At 69.9% G+C, this 22,870-nt stretch carries 13 protein-coding genes; 5 read left to right on the top strand and 8 right to left on the bottom strand.

What is annotated here, in order from left to right:
• The first annotated feature begins 43 nt into the window (after nucleotides 1–43).
• Entirely contained in the window at nucleotides 44–979 is a 936-nt protein-coding gene (locus DMX10_RS25690) for a glutathione S-transferase family protein (protein WP_111263759.1), read from the top strand.
• A 57-nt stretch (nucleotides 980–1,036) separates the two neighbouring features.
• Here the strand turns inward: DMX10_RS25690 and yejK are convergent, their stop codons facing one another.
• Entirely contained in the window at nucleotides 1,037–2,044 is a 1,008-nt protein-coding gene (gene yejK, locus DMX10_RS25685; protein WP_111263758.1) for a nucleoid-associated protein YejK, read from the bottom strand.
• A 173-nt stretch (nucleotides 2,045–2,217) separates the two neighbouring features.
• On the opposite strand from yejK, the gene DMX10_RS25680 reads away from it, so the two are divergent.
• Complete coding sequence (locus DMX10_RS25680; protein ID WP_158545629.1) at nucleotides 2,218–7,185, top strand: tetratricopeptide repeat protein; 4,968 nt, start codon at nucleotides 2,218–2,220, stop codon at nucleotides 7,183–7,185.
• Between the two features lie 8 nt (nucleotides 7,186–7,193).
• Here DMX10_RS25680 and DMX10_RS25675 read toward each other — a convergent pair whose 3' ends face one another.
• Nucleotides 7,194–8,522, bottom strand: coding sequence for a TAXI family TRAP transporter solute-binding subunit (locus tag DMX10_RS25675; protein WP_111263756.1), 1,329 nt, complete (start codon nucleotides 8,520–8,522; stop codon nucleotides 7,194–7,196).
• 123 nt (nucleotides 8,523–8,645) lie between these two features.
• Here DMX10_RS25675 and sbcD point away from each other — a divergent pair, with 123 nt between their 5' ends.
• Complete coding sequence (sbcD, locus tag DMX10_RS25670) at nucleotides 8,646–9,866, top strand: exonuclease subunit SbcD (protein WP_111263755.1); 1,221 nt, start codon at nucleotides 8,646–8,648, stop codon at nucleotides 9,864–9,866.
• A 90-nt stretch (nucleotides 9,867–9,956) separates the two neighbouring features.
• Entirely contained in the window at nucleotides 9,957–13,379 is a 3,423-nt protein-coding gene (locus tag DMX10_RS25665; RefSeq protein ID WP_111263754.1) for an AAA family ATPase, read from the top strand.
• A 59-nt stretch (nucleotides 13,380–13,438) separates the two neighbouring features.
• Here the strand turns inward: DMX10_RS25665 and DMX10_RS25660 are convergent, their stop codons facing one another.
• The gene (locus DMX10_RS25660; protein WP_111263753.1) at nucleotides 13,439–14,338 is read right to left on the bottom strand and encodes a LysR family transcriptional regulator; all 900 of its coding nucleotides are present in this window, start codon (nucleotides 14,336–14,338) and stop codon (nucleotides 13,439–13,441) included.
• 110 nt (nucleotides 14,339–14,448) lie between these two features.
• Between DMX10_RS25660 and DMX10_RS25655 the strand changes: the two genes are divergently transcribed.
• The gene (locus tag DMX10_RS25655) at nucleotides 14,449–15,975 is read left to right on the top strand and encodes an MFS transporter (RefSeq protein ID WP_111263752.1); all 1,527 of its coding nucleotides are present in this window, start codon (nucleotides 14,449–14,451) and stop codon (nucleotides 15,973–15,975) included.
• 103 nt (nucleotides 15,976–16,078) lie between these two features.
• Here the strand turns inward: DMX10_RS25655 and rlmF are convergent, their stop codons facing one another.
• The 5 genes from rlmF to DMX10_RS25630 all read right to left on the bottom strand — a co-directional run bounded on the left by rlmF (nucleotide 16,079) and on the right by DMX10_RS25630 (nucleotide 22,736).
• On the bottom strand, nucleotides 16,079–17,074 hold the full coding sequence (gene rlmF, locus DMX10_RS25650; RefSeq protein WP_111263751.1) for a 23S rRNA (adenine(1618)-N(6))-methyltransferase RlmF: 996 nt from the start codon (nucleotides 17,072–17,074) through the stop codon (nucleotides 16,079–16,081).
• A 78-nt stretch (nucleotides 17,075–17,152) separates the two neighbouring features.
• Nucleotides 17,153–18,982 (bottom strand): SLC13 family permease, encoded by a 1,830-nt coding sequence (locus DMX10_RS25645; RefSeq protein ID WP_111263750.1) that lies wholly within the window; start codon nucleotides 18,980–18,982, stop codon nucleotides 17,153–17,155.
• 107 nt (nucleotides 18,983–19,089) lie between these two features.
• The gene (locus DMX10_RS25640) at nucleotides 19,090–19,386 is read right to left on the bottom strand and encodes a helix-turn-helix domain-containing protein (RefSeq protein WP_111263749.1); all 297 of its coding nucleotides are present in this window, start codon (nucleotides 19,384–19,386) and stop codon (nucleotides 19,090–19,092) included.
• Between the two features lie 13 nt (nucleotides 19,387–19,399).
• On the bottom strand, nucleotides 19,400–19,849 hold the full coding sequence (locus DMX10_RS25635) for a hypothetical protein (protein WP_111263748.1): 450 nt from the start codon (nucleotides 19,847–19,849) through the stop codon (nucleotides 19,400–19,402).
• A gap of 55 nt (nucleotides 19,850–19,904) precedes the next feature.
• Complete coding sequence (locus DMX10_RS25630) at nucleotides 19,905–22,736, bottom strand: valine--tRNA ligase (protein ID WP_111263747.1); 2,832 nt, start codon at nucleotides 22,734–22,736, stop codon at nucleotides 19,905–19,907.
• Nucleotides 22,737–22,870: the final 134 nt, after the last annotated feature.

The raw sequence follows: 22,870 nt of genomic DNA, 5'->3' as shown, positions 1-22,870 counted from the left end.
CGGCTAAGCTGCCCACCCTGACAAGAACGATAAGGAGCCCGACATGCACGAGTTGATCCTGCACCACTACCCGACGTCCCCCTTCGCCGAGAAGGCCCGCCTGCTGCTGGGCTTCAAGCAGCTGTCCTGGCGTTCGGTGCACATTCCGCCGCTGATGCCCAAGCCGGACCTGATGCCGCTCACCGGCGGCTACCGCAAGACCCCGGTGCTGCAGGTCGGCGCCGACATCTACTGCGACACCGCGCTGATCGCCCGCCGCCTGGAGGCGGAGAAGGCCGTGCCGGCGCTGATCCCGGCGGGCCTGGAATTCAACGTGGCGAGCTTCTGCCACTGGGTGGATTCGGTGATCTTCCAGCACGCGGTGAGCCTGGTGTTCCAGCCCGAATCCATCGCCGTGCGTTTCGGCAAGCTGCCGCCTGAAGCCATCAAGGCCTTCATCGCCGACCGCGCCGGGCTGTTCAGCGGCGGCACCACCACGCGGCTGCCCGCCGAGGTGGCCAAGCACAACTGGCCGACCTTCATGGCGCGCCTGGAACAGCAACTGGGTCGCGAGGAAGGTGACTTCCTCTTCGGCGAGCCGAGCATGGCCGACTTCTCCCTGGCCCACTGCCTCTGGTTCCTCAAGGCCACCCCGGTCACTGCCCCGCTGGTGGACGACTACCCGGCGGTCGCCGCCTGGCTGGGCCGCGTGCTCGGCTTCGGCCATGGCGCCTCCAGCGAGCTGAGCGCCGCCGAGGCCATCGAGATCGCCCGCGCCGCAGAGCCGGCAGCGCTGCCGGACGAGCCCTTCTTCGACGTCAACGGCTTCACCGCCGGGCAGAAGGTGGCCATCGCCGCCACCGACTATGGCGTCGACCCGGTGGAGGGCGAGCTGGTGTTCGCCGGCCGCGAGGAGCTGATCCTGCGTCGCGAGGACGAGCGTGCCGGCGTGGTGCACGTGCACTTCCCGCGTGTGGGCTTCCGCATCGAAGCGCGCTGATCCGCAGGCGCACAAAAAAGCCCGGCATCGAGCCGGGCTTTTTTCCTACGGCGGACTTCAGTCCTTGCGGCGCTTGAGCTGGTCCTTCAGCTGGGTCGGGACCTGGCGGATGATCAGCATGTCGCGGCCCTCGTCGTACTCGATCTTCGAGCCCAGCAGGTGGGCCTCGAAGCTGATGGACAGGCCCTCGGCGCGGCCGGTGAAGCGCTGGAACTGGCTGAGGGTGCGCTTGTCCGGCGGGATTTCCGGCGACAGGCCGTAATCCTTGTTGCGGATGTGCTCGTAGAAGGCGCGCGGGCGGTCCTCGTCGATCAGCCCGGACAGCTCCTGCAAGGTGATCGGCTCGCCCAGCTTGGCCTGGGTGCTGGCGTAGTCCACCAGGGTCTTGGTCTTCTCGCGGGCCTGCTCCTCGGCGAAGTCCTCGTGCTCGACGAAGTCGCTGAAGGCCTTGAGCAGGGTGCGGGTCTCGCTCGGCGCGTCGACGCCTTCCTGGCAGCCGATGAAGTCGCGGAAGTAGTCCGAGACCTTCTTGCCGTTCTTGCCCTTGATGAAGGAGATGTACTGCTTCGACTGCGCGTTGTTGCGCCACTCGGAGAGGTTGATGCGCGCCGCCAGGTGCAGCTGGCCCAGGTCCAGGTGGCGGGCCGGCGCCAGGTCCAGCGCGTCGGTGACGGTGACGCCTTCGTTGTGGTGCAGCAGGGCGATGGCCAGGTAGTCGGTCATGCCCTGCTGGTAGTGGGCGAAGAGCACGTGGCCGCCGGTGGAGAGGTTGGACTCCTCCATCAGCTTCTGCAGGTGCGCCACCGCCTCGCGGCTGAAGGCGGTGAAATCGCGACCGCCCTCCATGTAGTCCTTGAGCCAGCCACTGAAGGGGTAGGCGCCGGACTCCTCGTGGAACAGCCCCCAGGCCTTGCCCTGCTTGGCGTTGTAGCTTTCGTTGAGATCGGCCAGCAGGTTCTCGATGGCCTTGGATTCGCCCAGCTCGCTGTCGCGTGCATGGAGCACGGCGGCGCTGCCATCGGGCTTCTTGTCGATGAGGTGGACGATGCAGTGACGGATCGGCATGGGCGTACCTGTGAAGCTGTGGATAAGGGCGCGCGGGTGGCTCGCCCGGCAGGCCGCAGAGTTTACCTCAGCCTCGCAGGGGATGAGGGGCCTTGTGACCCGATCGCTTGTTGCCGGGCCCGAGCCTCCCTAAAGTGACGGCATTTCCGCTGCAATGACCAAGGATGGTTCCGATGTCCAGCCTGACCCTCGATACGCCCCTGCTCACAGTCGACGCCGAGTCCATCCGCGCCCTCGAAGCGCTGGCCGACCGCGGCCTGTTCCTCCAGGCCCATGCTCGGGCTTCCGAGTTCGGCGACTACCGCCACTGGCGCGGTGCCGCCGCCATGGTGCTGGCCTCGCGCCTCGCCGGGCAACTGGGAGCCCCGCGCCTGGGGGACGCCCTGGCCTGGCTCGGCCACCGCCGCTACCCGGAGGCCGCCGAGTCGCGCCTGCGCTATGCCCGCTTCCTGCTCGCCCGTCGTGGCCAGTACCGTGCCTGGGAATTCCTCCAGCGCTTTTCCGACTGGCTGCCGGAGGAGCCCGGCCTGCGCGCCGAATGGCTGTCGTTCCAGGGCTACCTGCGGGCGCTGCTGCGCGACTTCGGCCGCAGCGCCGAGCTGCACGACGCGGCCATGCAACTGGGCACCGCCGACCCCTGGCTGCTGGTGGAGCGCTCCTACAGCCTGGAACAGGAAGACCGCTACGCCGAGGCGCTGGAGCTTTGCGAGGGCGCCCTGGCGATGCTCCCCGGCTTCCGCTCCGCGACCCTGCAGGCCGCCCAGCTCGAACTGCAGCTGGGGCGCGAGGAGGCCGCCCGTACCCGCCTGCTGGAGGCCACCCGGCGGATGGAGAGCGCCGGGCTCTGTGCGCAGCTGATCGACCTGCTGATCGAGCGCGAGGAACTGGACGAGGCCGAGCGCCTGATCGAGCGCTCCCTGGAGCTGGCGCTGCTGCTGGAGAAGGGCATGCGTGGCTGGTACGCCGGCCGTCGTTGCGACATCGCCTGCCTGCGCGGTGACCACGAGCAGGGCCGGGCCCTGGCCCTGGAGGCGCAGAGCCCCTTCTACACGATGGTCGCCGAGCGCCTGGCGGAACCGAAGGGCGGTCGCGTCCTGCTGCCGGTCACCTTCGTCCGCCAGCACCACATGACCTGCGTCCCCGCCACCCTGACCGCGCTCTCCACCTACTGGGGGCGCCCCGTGGCGCACCTGGAGGTGGCCGAGGAGATCTGCTACGACGGCACCTCCTACCAGGCCGAGCGCGCCTGGGCCGAGCGCAACGGCTGGCTGGTGCGCGAATTCACCGTCGACTGGGCCACCAGCCGCGCGCTGATCGACCGCGGCCTGCCCTTCACCCTGTCCCTGCAGTACACCGGCAGCGGCCACCTGCAGGCGGTGGTCGGCTACGACGAGCCCCGTGGCACCGTGCTGATCCGCGACCCCGGCCAGGCGCAGTTCGGCGAGAGCATCGCCGAAGGCCTGTACCAGACCCAGCGCGCGTCCGGGCCGCGCGGCCTGCTCCTGCTGCCCCCCGAGGAAGCCCATCGGCTGGATGGCCTGGAGCTGCCCGAGCATGCGACCTGGGACCTCTACTACCGCCTGGTCAGCGCCCTGGAGGTGCATGACCGCGAAGAGGCTCTGGCCGCCTTCGAGGCCCTGCGCGAGCAGGCGCCCGGGCACCGCCTGACCCTCCAGGGCCAGCGCACCCTGGGCTGGTACGACGGCCGCGAGGCGCAGGTGCTGGAGGCCACCGAAGCACTGCTGGAGCGCTTCCCCGACGATGCCAACCTGATCCTTTCCAAGTCCACCTCCCTGGCCCACCTGCATGCCCGCGAACAGCAGCTGGACTGGCTGGCCGGCCATTGCCAGGCGCGCTGGAGCGACGCCGGCATCCTGGTGCGCTACACCAGCCTCCTGGTGGAGGACGGCAGCCAGCTGGACACCGCACGCCACCTGCTGGGCCGCGCCCTGCGCCAGGCGCCGGGGCATGCCCAGGCCTGGAACGAGCTGGCCAGCCTGCGCTGGAACGAAGGCAGCCGCGAGCAGGCCTGCGAGCTGTACCGCATCGCCGCCTGCCTGCACGACACCAACGAGGGCTACAGCAGCCAGTACTTCCGCGCCCTGCGCTGCCTGGGCCGCACCGAAGCGGGCCTGGAGTTCCTGCGCCAGCGCCAGGCGCGCCTCGGCGCCCTGGCCGCCGGCCCGACCCTGACCCTCTGCGAATTCATCGAGGAGCTGTCCGATCCGCTGCAATGCCGGCAGATCCTCGAACAGGCCCTGGAGCGCCGGCCCCAGGACCCGGCGCTGCTGCTCAACCTGGCCGACTTCTACGGTCGCCACGGCGAGCTGGAGCTGAACGAGGCCATGCTGCGCCGCGCCGAGCCGGTGAGCCGCCGGGGCACCTGGCTGCGCGCCGCCGTGCTGCACAGCCAGCGCAGCGATGGCGACACCCAGCGTGCCCTGGCCTGGTGCCGCGAGGCGGTGGAGCTGGACCCGCTGAACATGAGCCTGCACCGCATGCAGGTGCAGCTGCTGCGCCAGAGCGCCGGCGAAGAGGCGGTGGACGAGTACGTCACCGCGCTGGCCGAACGCTTTCCCCACCACTGCGGCATCGCCGAGCTGGCGGTGGAGCGTGCCCAGCGCCGTTCCCTGGAAGACGCCGAGGTCGCCCTGCGGCGCCTGCTGGCCAGCCACCCGGAGTACGCCTGGGCGATCCGCGAACTGGCCGTGACCCTGGCGCGCCTGGGCCGCCACGAAGAGGCCCTGGAATACTGCGAGCAGGCCCGGCGCACCGACCCGCGCAGCTCCAGCAGCTATTCCACCCGAGGCTTCGTGCAGCTCCAGGCTGGCCAGCGCGAGGCCGCCCGCGCCGCCTTCCGCGAGGCGCTGGAGCGGTCCGCCGACAACGACTACGCCAGCAACATGCTGCTGGAAACCTGCACCACCCAGGGCGAGGCCCTGGACGATCTCGACTTCATCCACCGCCAGCTGGTGGCGCAGGTGACCTTCGGCGACGGTTGGCTGGCCTACCCGGAGCAGGCGCGCAGGCTGCTGGAGCCGCAGGTGCTGCTGGAGCAGTTGAGCGAGGCCCTGCGGCAGCGTGCCGACCTCTGGCAACTGTGGGTGGTGGTCGCCGCCCAGCAGGCCGAGATGGGCCATCCGGAGCAGGCCGAGAACCTGCTGCAATCGGCCATCGAGCGCTTCCCGCTGATGCCGCGCCTGGCCCTGGAGCGCGCCCAGCTGCAAAGCAGCCAGAAGCAGTACGCCGAGTGCCGCCAGACCCTGCGCGAGAGCTTCCGCATCAACCCGCTGTGGACCCGCAGCGTGCGCCTCTACGTCGAGAGCCTGCTGGACGAGGGCGCCGACCTGGAGGAGGCCGAGCAGTTGCTGCGCAGCGTGCTCGCCCGCACCCCCGACAACACCGAGCTGCGTGCCTACCTGGGCTACGTGCTGGGCGAGCGCGACAACCCGGCCGAAGGTGCCATCGAGGCGGAGAGGGTGCTGCGCGAGGAACCCGGCAATGGCTGGGTGTGGAACCAGCTGCGCCGCTACAGCGCTGCCCTGGAGACGCCCGGGCGGCCCCTGGAACTGGCCCGCGAACTGACGCGCCTGCGCGCCGGCGACGCCGACGCCTGGCTGGCGCTGGCCGAGCAGGAAGAGGGCTTCGAGGCCAGGGAGCCGGCATTGCGCCAGGCCCTGGAGTTGAGCCCGCGCCACCGCAGCGCCAACACCCAGCTGGCCGAGGGGTTGCTGGCCGCGGGGCGCTTCGAGGAACTGCGCCAACTGCTGGAGGCGCCCTGCTGGGGCGGTGCGACACCACCCGAACTGGCGCTGTTCGGCCCCCGCGCCACGCGCGAAGAACAGGACCTGCCCAGCGCCCTGGCCGAGCTGCGCCAGCTGCTGGAGCGCCAGCCGGCCTTCTTCGAGGGCTGGCGCACCCTGGCCGACTGGCAGGACGATGCCGGCGACTATGCCGCCTACGTGGAGTCGGCCCGCGAGATGGTGCGCCTGGAACCCCGGCAGGCCATCGCCCATGGCTTCCTCGGCCACGCCCTGTGGCTCGATGGCCGGGGCGAGGAGGCGCTGCCGTCCTTCCTCCGTGCCTACGAACTGGATGCCTGCTACACCTTCGCCGGCCTGCACGCGTTCGACCTGCTGCTCGAGCACGGCACGGTCGACGCCACGCGGGAGGTGCTGGAGCGGCTGCTGGAGGCGTCCAGCCAAGCCTCCGTGCTGATCCGCGCCCTGCGCTTCGCCGTGCCCCGGGGCGACGAGGCGCTCAAGCGTCGCGTGCTGCAGCCGCTGTGCCGTGACGGCGGCGTGGTCGAGGCCTGGTCGGACGTGCTGAAGATCCTCGGCCAGCCGGACAAGGACAAGCTGCTGTGGGAAAACCTCGAGGCGGGTGTCGCCGATGGCTCCCTGCATTACGCCGCCGCCTTGTACTGGCTGCGACGCGAGGACGGCCGCTGGATGCCCGGCTCGCTGTGGAAGGGCTTCCTGCGCCTGCTGGAAAACGATCCGCAGCACGCCGGCAAGCACGCCATGCTGGAGCTGCTGGCCAACCGCAAGAACGCCAACCGGCTGCTGGTGGACGCACTTGAGGCCAGCCGCGAGGCGATCCGCAGCGACGGGGTGATCTGGGGCATGGCCAGTTACGCGATGGTCAACCAGGGGCGCTACGAGCTGATGTTCGACTGGCTCTCGGATTGGCAGCAGAACCCGCAGGCACCGGCCTGGGGCCTGGACAACCTGGCGCTGGGCCTGCGTGCACGCAAGCTGGATGCGCGTGCGGCAGCGGTGTCGCGGTTGTCCCTGGAGCGTGACCGGCAGAACCACGACGCCATGGTCTGGCTGGGCTTCGATGCGGCCATGGCCGGCGACCTGGAGGCCGTGGAAGGCTGGCTGGCGCGCTTGCAGGGGGCGCAGCCACGGCCCTTCTTCCGCTGCATGCAGCACCTGCTGGAAGGCTTCACCGCCGCCTCGCGGGATGGCGGCAGCGGCGTTGCCGTGGCGCACTTCCGCACCGCCCGCGCGGTGGCCAAGGGCAGCGAGCACGGTTCCTACTGGCGCCTGCGCCGGCACCTGGCCAAAGCCCTGGCCTTCGGCCCGGCGACGCCGGTCTGGCTGGCGCCGCTGCGCTACCTGCAACTGCGTTTCTGAGGCCCCGCTCAGGCCCCGCTATCGCGGCTCCTGGCCTTCAGTGCCTGGAGCCGCTCGATCACGTAGCGCAGGTGCACGTGCAGGTCGTACAGCTCGTTGGAGTAGGAGAGCGGCACGTCCACCTTGGCCAGTTGGTCCTCCAGCTCTTCCAGCCTGCCGATCTCGCCGTCCAGTTCCTCGCGCAGGGTGCCGGCGTCCAGCTTGCGGTCGATCTCGCGCAGGTACTTGTACCAGCGGTAGATGCGTGCGCGGATGCGCCAGCGGTACACCGGGCCCACGGCCTTGAACAGCGGGAACATCACCACCAGCAGCGGGATCAGCAGGATGATGTAGCGGTCGGCCAGGGAGGCGATGCGGAAGGGCAGGTAGCGTTGCAGGATCGGCAGGCCGTTCTTGTAGTAGTAGGTCGCCTCGTCCAGCGTCGAGAGGGTCATCGGCTGGGCGGCGGGATAGCGGCCGGCGGGGTCGAGCAGGCTGCCGTTCTTCATCACTTCGCGAGCGGCTTCGAGGATCAGCGGTGTCAGCGAGGGGTGGAATTCGTCGTTGGCCACCAGGGTCGCCACCGGGCCCAGGGTGAGGATGTCCCGCGAGGGGCTGTTGCTGGCGAGGTTGAGCAGGCCTTCGCCCACTTCCAGTTTCGTCAGGTAGGGCAGGCGCGCGCGGTAGGCGGCGCTGCGGCGCAGGCTCACCAGGTCCAGTTCGCTGCGTGCGGCCAGGCGCTGCACCACGGCGTTCTCCGCCGGGCCGACGAAGAAGGCCGCGTCCAGTTCGCCGGCGATCAGCGCGTCGGCGGCGCGGGTGCCACTGAACGCCTGCCAGGTCTGCGGGTAGCCCTCCGGCTCGATCCGGTTGGCTTGCAGCAGCGCCGCGGCGATGGCGCGGGTGCCGCTGTTGGGCGTGCCGATGGCGACCCGCAGCTGCAGCAGGTCGCCCATGGCGTCGATGTCCACGTCCTTGCGTTTGAACAGCCACAGCGGCTCCTGGTACATCACCCCGAGGCCGTGCAGGCGTTCGCGCTCGCGTGCCGGCAGGGTCAGTTCCTGGCCGCTCTGCACCAGGGCCATCTGCACCTCGCCGCGCTGCAGCTTGCCGAGGTTGTCCAGGGAGCCGCCGCTGGGCACCAGCTCCAGGGTGAAGCCCTGGTGCGCCAGTTCCTCCTTGAGCTTCTCGGCGAACAGCGCGTAGCCGCCGTTGGCGCCGCCGGTGGCCAGGGTCGCATGCATGGGGGGCGGCGGGGCGACGAAATAGAACACCGCGCCCACCAGCGCGGCCACTACGGGCACGGTCCAGAGGTTGGCCAGCAGCATGATCTTCAGGTCTTTCAGGAACCTTGGCATGGGAGTCCTTGGAGCGGGGAATTGAGGGGAAGGATAGCCACTGGCGCAGCGGCGGTTGCCTCCCGGTGCCGGTAAGTGACAAGGTGGCCGCCTTCCCGTTCCCCGCGACAAGTGACAGACCCGATGCGCATCCTGCACAGCTCCGACTGGCATCTCGGCCAGCATTTCATGGGCAAGACCCGCCAGGCCGAGCACCAGGCCTTCTGCACCTGGCTGCTGGAGCAGGTGCACGCGCACCGGGTGGATGCGGTGCTGGTGGCGGGCGATGTGTTCGACACCGGCGCGCCGCCCAGCTATGCCCGCGAGCAGTACAACCGCTTCGTCATCGAGCTGCGCGATGCCGGGGCGCAACTGGTGGTGCTGGGGGGCAACCATGACTCGCCCGCCATGCTCGGCGAGAGCCAGGGCCTGCTGGCGGCCCTGGGCACCCGCGTGGTGCCGGGCGTCGCCGCCGACCCGCAGGACCAGGTGCTGGTGCTGCGCGGCCGTGACGGCGAGCCGGGCGCGGTGCTCTGCGCCATTCCCTTCGTGCGCGCCCGCGACGTGCTGCAGAGCCAGGCCGGGCAGAGCGCGGCGGACAAGCAGCTGTCCCTGCAGCAGGCCATCCAGGCCCACTACGCACAGCTGTTCGAACTGGCCGAGCGGCGCCGCGACGAACTGGGCGGCCACCTGCCGATCCTCGCCACCGGCCACCTGACCACCGTCGGCGCCAGCGCCAGCGAGTCGGTGCGGGAAATCTACGTCGGCGCGCTGGAAGCCTTCCCCACCAGCGCCTTCCCGCCCGCCGCCTACATCGCCCTGGGCCATATCCACAGGCCGCAGAAGGTCGGCGGCCTGGAGCACATCCGCTACAGCGGCTCGCCCATCCCGCTGTCCTTCGACGAGGCCGGGCAGGCCAAGGAAGTGCTGCTGGTGGAACTGGGTGCGGAAGGCTTGCGCAGCGTCACGCCCTTGCCGGTGCCCTGTTTCCAGCCCCTGGCCAGCGTGCGCGGTTCCCTGGGCGAGCTGGCCGGCGCCATCGCCGAGCAGGCCCGTCGGGGCACGCCCGAGCGCCCCGTCTGGCTGGAGGTGCAGGTGGGCACGGACGACTACCTGAGCGACCTGCAAGGCCGCGTCGCTGCGCTGTGCGAAGGCCTGCCGGTGGAGGTGCTGCGCCTGCGCCGCGAGCGTGCCGGCCTGGCCCCGGCCCTGCTGGGCGCCGCACGCGAGACGCTGGACGAACTCAGCGCCGAGGACGTGTTCGTACGCCGCCTGGAGCTGGAGCAACTGGACGAGGACCAGGCCCGGCGCCTGCAGGACCTGCACCGTGGCGTGCTGGAAGAGGTCCGCAGCGAGCGCAGCTGAGGCCGGGGCAGATCGCCGCTATCGCCGCCAGGCCTGCAAGGGCGGGCGGAGAATGCCAGAATGCCGCTCCCATCCCCTGGCGGCTCCTGCATGAAAATCCTCAGCCTGCGCCTGAAGAACCTCAACTCCCTCAAGGGCGAGTGGAAGATCGACTTCACCGGCGAGCCCTTCGCCGGCAATGGCCTGTTCGCCATCACCGGCCCCACCGGTGCCGGCAAGACCACGCTGCTGGACGCCATCTGCCTGGCGCTCTATCACCGCACCCCGCGCATGAGCAGCGTCTCGGCCACGGTCAACGAGCTGATGACCCGCCACACCGCCGACTGCCTGGCCGAGGTGGAGTTCGAGGTGAAGGGCGTGGGCTACCGCGCGTTCTGGAGCCAGCGCCGTGCCCGCGACAAGGTCGATGGCGGGCTGCAGGCGCCGAAGGTGGAGCTGGCGCGCATCGCCGATGGCGAGATCCTCACCGACAAGATCAATGACAAGCTGCGCCAGACCGAAAGCCTCACCGGGCTGGATTTCGAGCGCTTCACCAAGTCCATGCTGCTGGCCCAGGGCGGGTTCGCCGCCTTCCTCGAAGCCAGTGCCAACCAGCGCGCCGAGCTGCTGGAGGAGCTGACCGGCACCGAGGTCTACGGGCTGGTCTCCGAGCGCGTCTACCAGCGCACCAGGGAAGCCGAAGCGGCCCTGGGCCAGCTGCGCGCGCGGGCCGAGGGGGTGGAGCTGCTGGGCGAGGAGCAACGCCTGCAGCTGCAGGAGGAACTCGCCGAGCTCACCGCTCGTGAAGCGATACTGCTCGGCCAGCAGGACAGCCTGCAGCGCCAGCGCCAGTGGCGTGAAGCCCTGGCCGGCGCCGAGGCGCGCCAGCTCGCCGCCGCGCAGCAGGGCCAGGACGCCCGGCAGGCGCTGGAGCAGGCCGGCCCGCAGCTGCAGCGCCTGGCCGAGAGCGAACCGGCCGAGCGCCTGCGCCCGCAGCACCGCGATTGGCAACGGGCCGGGCAGGCGGTCATGGAGGCCACCACGGCCCTGGCCCAGATGCGCGAACACAAGGCCCAGGCCGCGCGCGAGGTGGCCGACGGCCTGTGGCAGGCGCGTGGCTACAGCCAGCAGCGGGCGACGGCCCTTGCCGAACGGCGCGATGCCTTGGCCGATCAGCGCCGGCAGGTGGAGGTGCAACTGGCGGCCACTCCGCAACACGGCCTGCTGGGCGAGCGCCTGGGCGCCTGGCGCGAGCAGCTCGGCGCGCGCCGCAACCTGGCGCAGGCCATCGCCCAGTCGCAGGCCCGCCAGCAGCAGGCACGACAGGACGCGGAGCACCTGGCGCAACGCATCGCCAGCCTGCAAGCCGCGCTGGGCGAAAGCGAGCAACGCCTGGAGCGCGCCCGCGAAGGCGAAGCGCAACGCCAGGCCGCCCTCGATGCGCTGCTGGCCGGCCAATCCGAAGCCGCCCTGCGTGAGCGCTGGCAGCGCCTCAGCGACCAGGGCCACCAGTTGGCCCGCTTGCAGCAACTGGCAGACACCCGCACGCGCCTGGAGCGGCAACTGGCCGAGGCACGGGGCAGCATCGAAACCGACAGCCGCGCGCAGGCGGAGAAGGTGGCGGCGCGGGATGCCCTGCGCCTGCAGTTCACCGACCTCAAGCAACAGATCCAGGACAAGGAAAAGCTGCTGGAGCAGGAGCAGCGCATCCTCAAGCTGGAAGCCCACCGCGCCGCCCTGCAGCCGGGGGAGGCCTGCCCGCTGTGTGGCTCCCACGAACACCCGGCGATCGATGCCTACCGAGCGCTGGATGTCTCCGACACCCAGGCTGCGTTGCAGGCCAAGCGTGCCGAGCAGGACCTGGTGCGCGAGCGCGGCGAAGCCCTGCGTGACGAACTGGCCGCGCTGGAGGCGCAACTGCGCCAGCGGCAGCAGGAGGCGCAACGCCTGCAGGACGAATTGCACCAGGTGCAGGCGCAGTGGCAGCAGCACTGCGCGGCATTGGGCCGGCCCCTGGTCGATGGCCCGGCGGTGGCAGAGGCCCAGGCGCAGCAACAGGCGGAGCTCGCCGCCCTGCAACGCAGCCTGGGTGAGCTGGATGGCCTCAAGCAGGCCCTCGAAGGCGCCCGTGTCCAGCGCGAGCAGGCGCAGCGCCTGCAACTGGAAGCCGCCCAGGGGCATGCCCTGGCCTTGCAGGAACAGGACACCTTGCGCCGCCGCGAAGCGGAGAACGCGGAGCAACTGGGCCAGCTCCAGGCGCAGCAGGTGCGCCAGGAGTCGGAGTTGGGCGCGGCCCTGGGCGAGCTCGGCTACGCCTTGCCGGAGGACAACGAGCGCTGGCTGGACGAGCGCGACGCCGAGTGGCGCACCTGGCGTGACGCCCAGGCCCTGCAGCAGCGCCTGGAGCGCGACGAGCACCTGCTGCTGGCCGAGCTGCAAACCGCCGAAGGCGCCGCCACGCGCTGGCAGCAGCGCTGGGGCGAGCTGGCGCAGCCCGATGGCGAAGCCCTGGCCGCTGTGGATAACCCCGCCACTGCCCTGGAGCAGGCCGAGCAGCGGCTGGCGCAGGCCCAGGAGCGCAGCCAGGCGCTGGGTGGGCGCGAGCACACCCTGGTCGAGCAACTGGAGGCCGCACACGCCTCGCTCGACGCCCAGCGTGGTGCCTGGGAGCAGGCGTTGGCGCAGAGCCCCTTCGCCGACGAGGCGCAGTACCTGGCCGCGCTGCTGGACGAGGACGCGCGCAGCCAGCTACTGGCCCTCAAGGCGCGCCTGGAAAAGGCCTGGACCGAAGCCCAGGCCCTGGAAGCCTCGGCCCGGCAGAGCCTGGCGCAATTGCAGGCGGCGCCACGCACCGAGCTGGCCCTGGCCGAGCTGGACGAACGCCTGCAAGCGCTGCAACTGCAGTTGCGCGAACTGGCCCAGCGCCAGGGCGAGGTGCGCGGGCAACTGAGCGGCGACGAGCAGCGCCGGCAGAACCAGCAGGCGCTGTTCGCCGAGATCGCCGCCCAGGAAGGCGCCTGCGACCTCTGGCAACGGCTCAATGGCCTGATCGGCTCGGCCGACGGCGCCAAGTACCGCCGCTTCGCCCAGGGGCTGACCCTGGATCACCTGATCCACCTGGCCAACCAGCAGCTGGAGCGCCTGCACGGCCGCTACCAGCTGCGCCGACGTGCCCAGGGCGAGCTGGAGCTGGAGGTGGTGGACACCTGGCAGGCCGATGTCGCCCGGGACTGCCGCACCCTGTCCGGCGGCGAGAGCTTCCTGGTGAGCCTGGCCCTGGCCCTGGCGCTCTCCGACCTGGTCAGCCACAAGACCAGCATCGATTCGCTGTTCCTCGACGAGGGCTTCGGCACCCTCGATGGCGAAACCCTGGAAGTGGCCCTCGACGCCCTGGATGCGCTCAATGCCAGCGGCAAGATGATCGGCGTGATCAGCCACGTCGAAGCGCTCAAGGAGCGCATCCCGGTGCAGCTCAAGGTGCACAAGGGCGTGGGCATGGGTTACAGCCGCCTGGAGGCACGCTTCGCCGTGTAGCCCGGGGATGTGTGAGGGGGATTTCCCGGGCTGAAGCCCGGGCTACGTGGGTGCATTGTTCAGGTGTGGCCCTGGTCGAGGAACAGGTGCTCGGCGAGGAAGTCGACGAACACCCGCAGCTTGGCGGGCATCTGCTTGTAGCAGGGCCAGAGGGCGCGGAAGTGGCCGGCGTGCTGGTTGCGGTCTTCGAGCACCGTCTGCAACTGGCCGCTGGCCAGGGCGTCGCGTATGGCGAAGTCGGGCAGGCAGGTGATGCCCATGCCTTCGCTGGCAACGCGGATCAGGGTGTCGGCGTGGTTGCACACCAGGGTGGTGGGCAACTGCGGTTCGCTTTCGCCGGGTGAGAGCAGCAGGGGCCATTTCTGCAGCTTGCCGGTGCTGGGGAACTTGTAGTGCAGGCAGGCGTGTTGCTCCAGGTCGGCCGGCACCCGCGGCGTGCCACGGGTGGCGAAGTACTCGGGCGAGCCCACCAGCTGCAGGTGGAAGGCACCGAGCTGGCGGGCACGCAGGCGCGAGTCCTCGGGGATGCCGCTGCGCACCACCACGTCGAAGCCTTCCTCGATCACGTCCACCAGGCGGTCGCTGAAATCCAGGTCCAGCTCGATGCCGGGGTAGCGGCGCATGAACGCCGGCAGCACCACCGGGAACAGGCCCAGCACCAGAGGCAGGCTGACCCGCAGGCGGCCGCTGGGCTCCTGGGTGTTCTGCGACAGCTCGTGCTCGGCCGCCTCCAGCTCACCGAGGATGCGCCGGCAGCGTTCGAGGAACAGCGTGCCTTCCACCGTGAGGTTGATGCTGCGGGTGTTGCGGTGGAACAGGCGCACGCCCAGGTGCTGTTCCAGGCGGGCGATGCCCTTGCCCACCGCCGAGGCGGAGATGCCCAGCACGCGACCGGCGGCGACGAAGCTCTGGCTTTCGGTGACCTGGACGAAGAGGGCGAGGCGGTTGAGGCTTTCCATGGCGCTTCCGATTGCGGACTCAGGCTTCCGTTAAGTGCGGAATACTAGCCTGTTTTTCCGCAATTACCGCCGCCATAACCTGCTCCGACTTTCCTTGCGGAGCCTTCGACATGACCGATTCATCCCTTCCCGCCGGCGCTCGCCGTTGGCTGCTGCTGGCCGCCTGCCTGACGGCGGTGCTGATCCCGCTGTGCTTCACCGGCCCGGCGGTGGTGCTGCCGGCCATCAGCCAGGCCCTGGGCGGCTCGGCGGTGGAGCTCGGCTGGATCACCAACGGCTACATCCTCGCCTACGGCAGCGCGATGATGGCCGCCGGCAGCCTGGCCGACATCCACGGGCGCAAGCGCGTGTGGCTGGTGGGCCTGGCGCTGTTCGCGGCGGTGACCCCGGTGATTCCCTTCGCACCCACGGTGCTGTGGTTCGACCTGTTGCGGGTGCTCCAGGGGCTGGGGGGTTCCGCCGCCTTCGCCGGGGCCATGGCGGCGCTGGCCCAGGAGTTCCATGGCCCGATCCGCACCCGGGTGTTCAGCGTGCTGGGCACCACCTTCGGCCTGGGGCTGGCGTTCGGCCCGTTGCTGGCCGGCCTGCTGAGCGATTGCCTGGGCTGGCGCATGGTGTTCTTGCTGCCGGCGCTGTTCGGCATCGCCGGCGCGCTGCTGGTGGCCGTTTGTGCCCGTGAGAGCCGCGACCCCAATGCCCAGGGGCTGGATTGGCCGGGGGCGATCAGCTTTACCGCGATGCTCACACTGTTCACCTGCGGCACGCTGCTGGCGCCGGAGCACGGCTGGTCGCACCCGCTGGTGCAGGGCTCGCTGTGGGGCAGCCTGGCGTTGCTGGTGGCCTTCGTGCTGATCGAACGGCGCAGCCCACGGCCGATGCTGGAGCTGGGCCTGTTCCGTCGTGCGCAGTTCGCCGGTGTGCAGTTGCTGGGGGCGTCGCCCGCCTTCGCCTTCGTGGTGCTGATCGTGCTGCTGCCGGGGCGTTTCATCGGTGTGGATGGCCTCAGCGCCGTGCAGACCGGGCAACTGATGATCGCCTTGTCGGCGCCGTTGCTGGTGGTGCCGATGCTGGCGGCGTGGCTGTCGCGCTGGTTCACCGCCGGTGTGCTGTCGGCCCTGGGCCTGGCGCTGAACGCGCTGGGGCTGTTGTGGATGAGCGAGGCGCTGGTGGCCGGGCCGCAGGCCCTGGTGCTGCCGATGCTGCTGGTGGGCGTGGGCATCGGCTTGCCCTGGGGCTTGATGGACGGGCTGGCGGTGAGCGTGGTGGAGAAGGAGCGGGCGGGCATGGCCACCGGCATCTTCAACACCGTGCGGGTGTCCGGCGACGGCGTGGCCATCGCCCTGGTCGGCGCGTTGCTGGCCGCACTGATGCTGGTGGCCCTGCCGGCTTCAGCGGTGGCGCCGTCGCAACTGGTCGCCGCCGCCAGCCATGCGGCCCTGGGCGACCTGGCCCAGGCTGCGGCGATGCTGGGGGTGGACCGGGCGGCGTTGCTGCCGGGCTATGACGCGGCGTTCCGCACGCTGCTGCAGGTGTTGGCCGCGGTGACCGGGTTGACGGCGGTGCTGGTGTTCGCGCTGCTGGGCAGGGTGCGCACCCATGAGCCGGAGGCGTTGGGAGAGGTGCCTTGTGAGGCGTAGCCGTGCGTAGGGTGGACCACGCTTCATCGGTCCACCGTCGGTGTGGCCGGTAACGCCTACAAGAGCATCGCGAATGAATTCGCTCCCACAGGGAAGGAGCGGATCAGGCGGGCCAGCGTTCCTTGCGCCAGGCGCGGCGCTGGTTCTTTTCCAGGTAGGTCCAGGCGACGAAGCGGCTTCGCTTCTGGCCCTGGGCCATGTGCACGACGCGGATGTCGGTGGCACCGAGGGCCTTGAGGCGCTCTTGCAGCGGCGTGACGTTGCCGACCTTGGACACCAGGGTGCTGAACCAGAACACCTGCTGGCCGAAGGCGGCGCTTTCGTCGGCCATGCGCGCGATGAAGGCGGCTTCACCGCCTTCGCAATGCAGCTCGTTGGACTGGCCGCCGAAGTTGAGCACCGGCAGCGTGCGGCTGGGGTCCTGCTTGCCGAGGTTCTTCCACTTGCGTGTGCTGCCGCTGCGGGCTTCGTCGAGGGAGGCGTGGAAGGGCGGGTTGCACAGGGTGAAGTCGAAGCGCTCGTCGGCCTGCACCAGGCCCTGGAAGATGTGCTGCGGGTGTTCCTGGCGGCGCAGTTCGATGGCGCCCTCGTACTGCGGGTTGGCGGCGAGGATGGCGGCGGCGGATTCCAGGGACTGCGGGTCGATGTCGGCACCGACGAAGCGCCAGCCGTAGTCGTGGTGGCCGATCAGCGGGTAGATGCAGTTGGCGCCGACGCCGATGTCCAGCCCGCGCAGGCCGGGACCCCTGGGGATCGCACCGTCATGGGCGGCGCCCAGCAGGTCGGCCAGGTGGTGCAGGTAGTCGGCGCGCCCGGGGATGGGCGGGCACAGGTAGCCGGCGGGGATGTCCCACTGGCGGATGCCGTAGAACTGCTGCAGCAGCGCGCGGTTGAAGACCTTGACCGCCTCGGGGTTGGCGAAGTCGATGCTCGGCTTGCCGTAGGGGTTGGTGATGACGAACGCACCCAGCTCGGGGCTGCCCGCGATCAGGGCGGGAAAATCGTAGCGGCCCTGGTGGCGGTTGCGCGGGTGCAGCGGCGCCTTGCCCCCGTCGGACGGCTTGGCCGGTGCGGTCTTGCTGGGCGGTTTGCTGGGCATGGCGAGGTCCGGGAACGAAGGGCAGGCGCGCATTATTCACAACCGGCCGGGTTTGGCCAGCCGCCGTCGGGCGGCCGGTCAGAAGGGCAGGAGCCAGGGCACCAGCAGCACGGTGACGGCCATCACCAGCAGGGTGAAGGGCACGCCGACCTTGACGAAGTCGCCGAAGCGGTACTGGCCGGGGCCGAGCACCAGGGTGTTGACCGGCGAGGAGATGGGGGTCATGAAGGCGGCCGAGGCGGCCAGGGCCACGGTCATGGCGAAGGGCTGCGGCGAGACGCCGAGCTGCTGGGCGGTGGCGATGGCCACCGGGGCCATGAGCACGGCGGTGGCGGTGTTGGAGATGAACAGGCCGATCACCGCGGTGAGCACGAACAGCGCGGCGATCACCAGGCGCGGCGTGGCATCGCCCAGCAGCGCCACCAGGCCCTGCACGGCGAGGTCGATGCCGCCGGTCTGCTGCAGGGCGTGGGCGAAGGGCAGCATGCCGACGATGAGGATCAGGGTGGGCCAGTGGATGGCGCGGTAGGCGCTGTCCAGGTCGATGCAGCGGAAGGCGCCCATCAGCAGGCAGCCCACCAGCGCGGCCATGACGTTGGGCACCAGGCCGCTGACCATCAGGATCACCATCACCGCCAGGCTGAGCAGGGCGTGGGGCGCCTTGTGCGCGGTGGGCGCCACTTCGTCCACTTCGGCGGGCAGGCTCAGCACCAGGAAGTCGCGGCCCTGGGCCTGCAGGCGGTGGATGTCCTTCCATTCGCCCGCCACCAGCAGGGTGTCGGAGCCCTTGAGCTTCTCGTCCACCAGTACGCCTTCGAGGGGACGGCCGTGGCGACGCAGGCCGACGACATTGAGGCGGTGGCGGCTGCGGAAGCCCAGCTCCTGGATGGTCTTGCCCGGCAGTTCCGACTCCGGCGGCAGGGCGACTTCGGCCAGGCCCAACTGGTGGGCGTGCAGGCTGTAGTAGGAGGCGTTGAGCGGCATGGGCTCCAGGCCCAGCGCGCGGTAGGCGCCGAGCAGGCCGATGGCCGGGCTGGCGAGGTCCACCAGCAGCACGTCGCCGGGCTCCAGCTGGGTGTTGCCGGTGGCCATCAGCAGCAGGGTGCGGAACTTGCGCTGGCGCTCGACGGCGATGACGTTGATGCCGTATTCGCGGCGCAGCTCCAGCTCGTTGAGGGCCTGGCGCGCGAGGGGCGAGTCGGCGCGCACCCGCAGGCGCCGTTCGCGCTCGCTGAGGTGGTAGGCGCCGGCCAGGTCGGCGAGGGTCAGGCGCGGCGCCGTGCTGGTGTCGTCACCGCCTGTGCGGCCGAGCCAGCGGCTGGCGGCGAGCATGTAGAGCACGCCCAGGACCAGCACGGCGAGGCCGATGGGTGTGGGGCCGAAGAAGCCGAAGCCGTCGAAGCCGGCGCGGCGCAGTTCGCTGTGCACCACCATGTTCGGCGGCGTGGCCACCAGGGTAAGCATGCCGCTGATCAGGCCGGCGAAGGCCAGCGGCATCATCAGCCGCGCCGGTGGGATCTTCAGCCGCGCGGCGACGCCGAGCACGACCGGGATGAAGATGGCGACCACACCGGTGGAGCTCATCACCGAGCCGAGCCCGGCGACGCTGAGCATGAGCAGCACCAGCAGGCGGGTCTCGCTGCTGCCGGCGCGGGCCACCAGAACGTCGCCCAGGCGGTAGGCGATGCCGGTGCGCACCAGGCCGTCGCCGATGATGAACAGCGCGGCGATCAACACGACGCTGGGGTCGCTGAAGCCGGCCAGGGCCTCTTCGGTGCTGAGCACGCCGCTCAGCGCCAGGGCGACCAGGGCCAGCAGGGCGACGGCGTCCATGCGCGGGCGGTTGCGCACGAAGAGGATGACGACCACCAGCAGCAGGCCGAGTACCCAGAGGAGTTGCGGGGTCATGGCGGGGCTCCTGGATGGGGGATGGCCGTTGCACCGTAGCCCTGACTTCAACCGGAGGGGGTTCCTGGGCTGAAGCCCGGGCTACGACCGTTTACGGCGGGATTCTGTCAGGGGTAGCCGAGGGTGGCCTTGATCTGCTGCAGGTTGGCGGCGATCCAGGTCTTGTCGATGGCGCCCCAGTCGCGGATTGCGTAGTGGCCGGCGTTGTTGCGGGCGCCTGCGTCCTGCTGGAACTGGCAGTCGATGTCCAGGTCGGCGAGGGCGGCGAGGGTGTCCTGGGCGGTGCGGCGGGGCATGCCGGTGGCGTCCATCAGGGCGGGGACGCTGGCGGCGGTGCCGCTGTCGATCAGCCAGGCGACGTAGAGACGGCGGTAGTAGCTGGTCTTGGTCTTGCTGGTTTCCATGGGGGCTCCGGGATCAGGGCGCGCGACGGCGCAGGACGCGGTGGCGGTTGGCGAAGAACAGGCGCAGGAACAGCCGGACCAGCGGGGTGCCGAACAGGGGGGCGACGGTGAGCTGGTCGATGACCCGGGTGCCGCTGGCGCTGTGTTCCAGGCGGCGTTCGTGGCGCCACAGGCGCATGCCGGTCATGGGGGATTCTTCGACGAAGCCGACGCCGGGGGTGAGTTCGCGCAGGGTCAGTCGCGAGGTGCCCAGCGGCAGCACGCCGAACAGCCAGAGGTGGCTGGTGAACAGGGGTTCGCCGGGCTGGACGGCGAGGTCTTCGAGGTTGCGGATGCCGGCGGGTACGGTCATGCGCAGCCAGGGGCGCATTTCCTCGCGCAGGCGGTCGACGTCGGTGATCCAGCTCCAGGCCTGGCCGGGGCTGACCGCGAGGGTGGATTCGAAGCGCAGTTCGATGGGCATGTCTTCCACGTCCCTATGAAAGAGCAAGGCCCGCCGGGTGGCGGGCCTCGTGGGCTTACAGGTTGGCGATCTTCTCGCGCTGCTCGGCCAGCTTGGCCAGGGCCTGTTCGGCTTCGGCCAGTTTGGCGCGCTCCTTGTCGAGCACTTCGGCCGGGGCCTTGGCGACGAAGCCTTCGTTGGCGAGCTTGCCACCGACGCGCTTCACCTCGCCGTCCAGGCGCTGGATTTCCTTGTCCAGGCGAGCCAGTTCGGCCTCCTTGTCGATCAGGCCGGCCATGGGCACCAGCACCTGCATGTCACCCACCAGGGCGGTGGCGGACATGGGCGCTTCTTCGCCGGCTGCCAGCACGCGGACCGACTCGAACTTGGCCAGCTTGTTCAGCAGCGGGCCATTGTCGGCGAGGCGGCGCAGGTCTTCGGCGCCGGCGTTGGCCAGGACCACGTCGATGCGCTTGGCCATGGAGATCTTCATCTCGCCACGGATCTGGCGCACGCCGAGCATCAGGGTCTTGACCCACTCGATGTCGCCTTCGGCGGCGGCGTCGATGCGGGTCTCGTTGGCCACCGGCCAGGGCTGCAGCATCAGGGTGTCGCCGCTGACGCCGGCCTGGCCCTTGATGCGCTGCCAGATCTCTTCGGTGATGAAGGGCATGAACGGGTGGGCCAGGCGCAGGATGACCTCCAGCACGCGCACCAGGGTGCGGCGGGTGCCACGCTGGCGCTCGATCGGGGCGTTCTCGTCCCACAGCACCGGCTTGACCAGCTCGAGGTACCAGGAGCAGTACTCGTCCCAGACAAACTCGTAGAGGGCCTGGGTGGCCAGGTCGAAGCGGAAGGCGTCGAGGTGGCGGGTGACTTCGGCTTCGGTGCGCTGCAGCTGGGAGATGATCCAGCGGTCTACCGAGGACAGCTCGACGGCTTCACCGTTGACGCCGGTGTCCTGGCCATCGGTGTTCTCGGTGACGAAGTTGGCGGCGTTCCACAGCTTGTTGCAGAAGTTGCGGTAGCCCTCGACGCGGCCCATGTCGAACTTGATGTCGCGGCCGGTGGAGGCCAGCGAGCAGAAGGTGAAGCGCAGGGCGTCGGTGCCGAAGCTGTTGATGCCTTCGGGGAACTCGGCGCGGGTCTGCTTGGCGATCTTCTCGGCCAGCTTGGGCTGCATCATGCCGCTGGTGCGTTTCTCCAGCAGGGCGTCGAGGGTGATGCCGTCGACGATGTCCAGCGGGTCGAGGACGTTGCCCTTGGACTTGGACATCTTCTGGCCCTGGCCGTCGCGTACCAGGCCGTGGACGTACACGGTCTTGAACGGGATCTGCCCGGTCAGGTGGGTGGACAGCATGATCATCCGGGCGACCCAGAAGAAGATGATGTCGAAGCCGGTGACCAGCACGTCGGTGGGGTGGAAGGTCTTGAGGAAGTCGGTCTGTTCCGGCCAGCCGAGGGTGGAGAAGGTCCACAGGCCCGAGCTGAACCAGGTGTCGAGGACGTCATCGTCCTGACGCAGGGCGGTATCGCCCAGGTCGTGCTTGGCGCGTACCTCGGCCTCGTCGCGGCCGACGTAGACGTTGCCGGCTTCGTCGTACCAGGCGGGGATGCGATGGCCCCACCAGAGCTGGCGGCTGATGCACCAGTCCTGGATGTCGCGCATCCAGGAGAAGTACATGTTCTCGTACTGCTTGGGCACGAACTGGATCTCGCCGCTCTCGACCACGGCGATGGCCTTCTCGGCCAGCGGCTTGGTGGAGACGTACCACTGGTCGGTCAGCCAGGGTTCGATGACGGTGCCGGAACGGTCGCCCTTGGGCACCTTGAGGGCGTGGTCGTCGATCTTCTCCAGCAGGCCGAGGGCTTCGATGTCGGCGACGATGCGCTTGCGCGCCTCGAAGCGGTCGAGGCCGGCGTAGGCCGCGGGCAGGCTGCCGTCGAAGGCGTCGTTGACGCTGCCGTCGAGGTGGAACACCTGGGCGGTGGCGAGCACGGCGGCGTTCTTGTCGAAGATGTTGATCAGCGGCAGGTCGTGGCGCTTGCCGACTTCGTAGTCGTTGAAGTCGTGGGCCGGGGTGATCTTCACGCAGCCGGTGCCGAACTCGGGGTCGCAGTAGTCGTCGGCGACGATGGGGATGCGGCGGCCGACCAGGGGCAGGACGACGAACTGGCCGATCAGGGCCTTGTAGCGCTCGTCTTCCGGGTGCACGGCGACGGCGCTGTCGCCCAGAAGGGTTTCCGGGCGGGTGGTGGCGACCACCAGGTGGTCCTTGCCGTCGGCGGTCTTCAGGCCGTCGGCCAGTGGGTAGCGCAGGTTCCACAGGTGGCCCTTCTCGTCGTGGCTTTCCACTTCGAGGTCGGAGATGGCGGTGTGGAACTTGGTGTCCCAGTTGACCAGGCGCTTGCCGCGGTAGATCAGGCCGTCGTCGTGCAGGCGCACGAAGGCTTCCTTGACCGCTTCGGAGAGGCCGTCGTCCATGGTGAAGCGCTCGCGCGACCAGTCGACGGAAGAGCCGAGGCGACGGATCTGGCGGGTGATGGTGCCGCCGGATTGTTCCTTCCACTCCCAGACCTTCTCGAGGAACTTCTCGCGGCCGAGGTCGTGGCGGTCGACGCCCTGGGCGGCCAGCTGGCGCTCCACCACCATCTGGGTGGCGATGCCGGCGTGGTCGGTGCCCGGCTGCCACAGGGTGTTGCGACCCTGCATGCGGCGGAAGCGGATCAGCGCGTCCATGATGGCGTTGTTGAAGCCATGACCCATGTGCAGGCTGCCGGTGACGTTCGGCGGCGGGATCATGATGGTGTAGGGCTCGCCGGAACCTTGCGGGGCGAAGTAGTTGTTCTTCTCCCAGGTCTGGTACCAGGAGGTTTCGATAGCGTGGGGCTGGTAGGTCTTGTCCATGGTGCGGCGGGACCGTGTCGGCACCTGATCGGAATGCCGCCGAGTATAGCGGCTGCGGCTACAAGCCCCAAGCGCGGGCATCGGGGCGTGGGCGAGGGGGCGTGCGACTCAGCCGCGGCGGGGCGGCTGAGTCG

Origin of the sequence: Pseudomonas sp. 57B-090624 (assembly GCF_003234055.1) — a bacterium.
GTDB lineage: Bacteria > Pseudomonadota > Gammaproteobacteria > Pseudomonadales > Pseudomonadaceae > Metapseudomonas > Metapseudomonas tohonis.
Note: the sequence above shows the minus strand (reverse complement) of the source record. Positions and strands in the feature narration are given on the sequence as shown.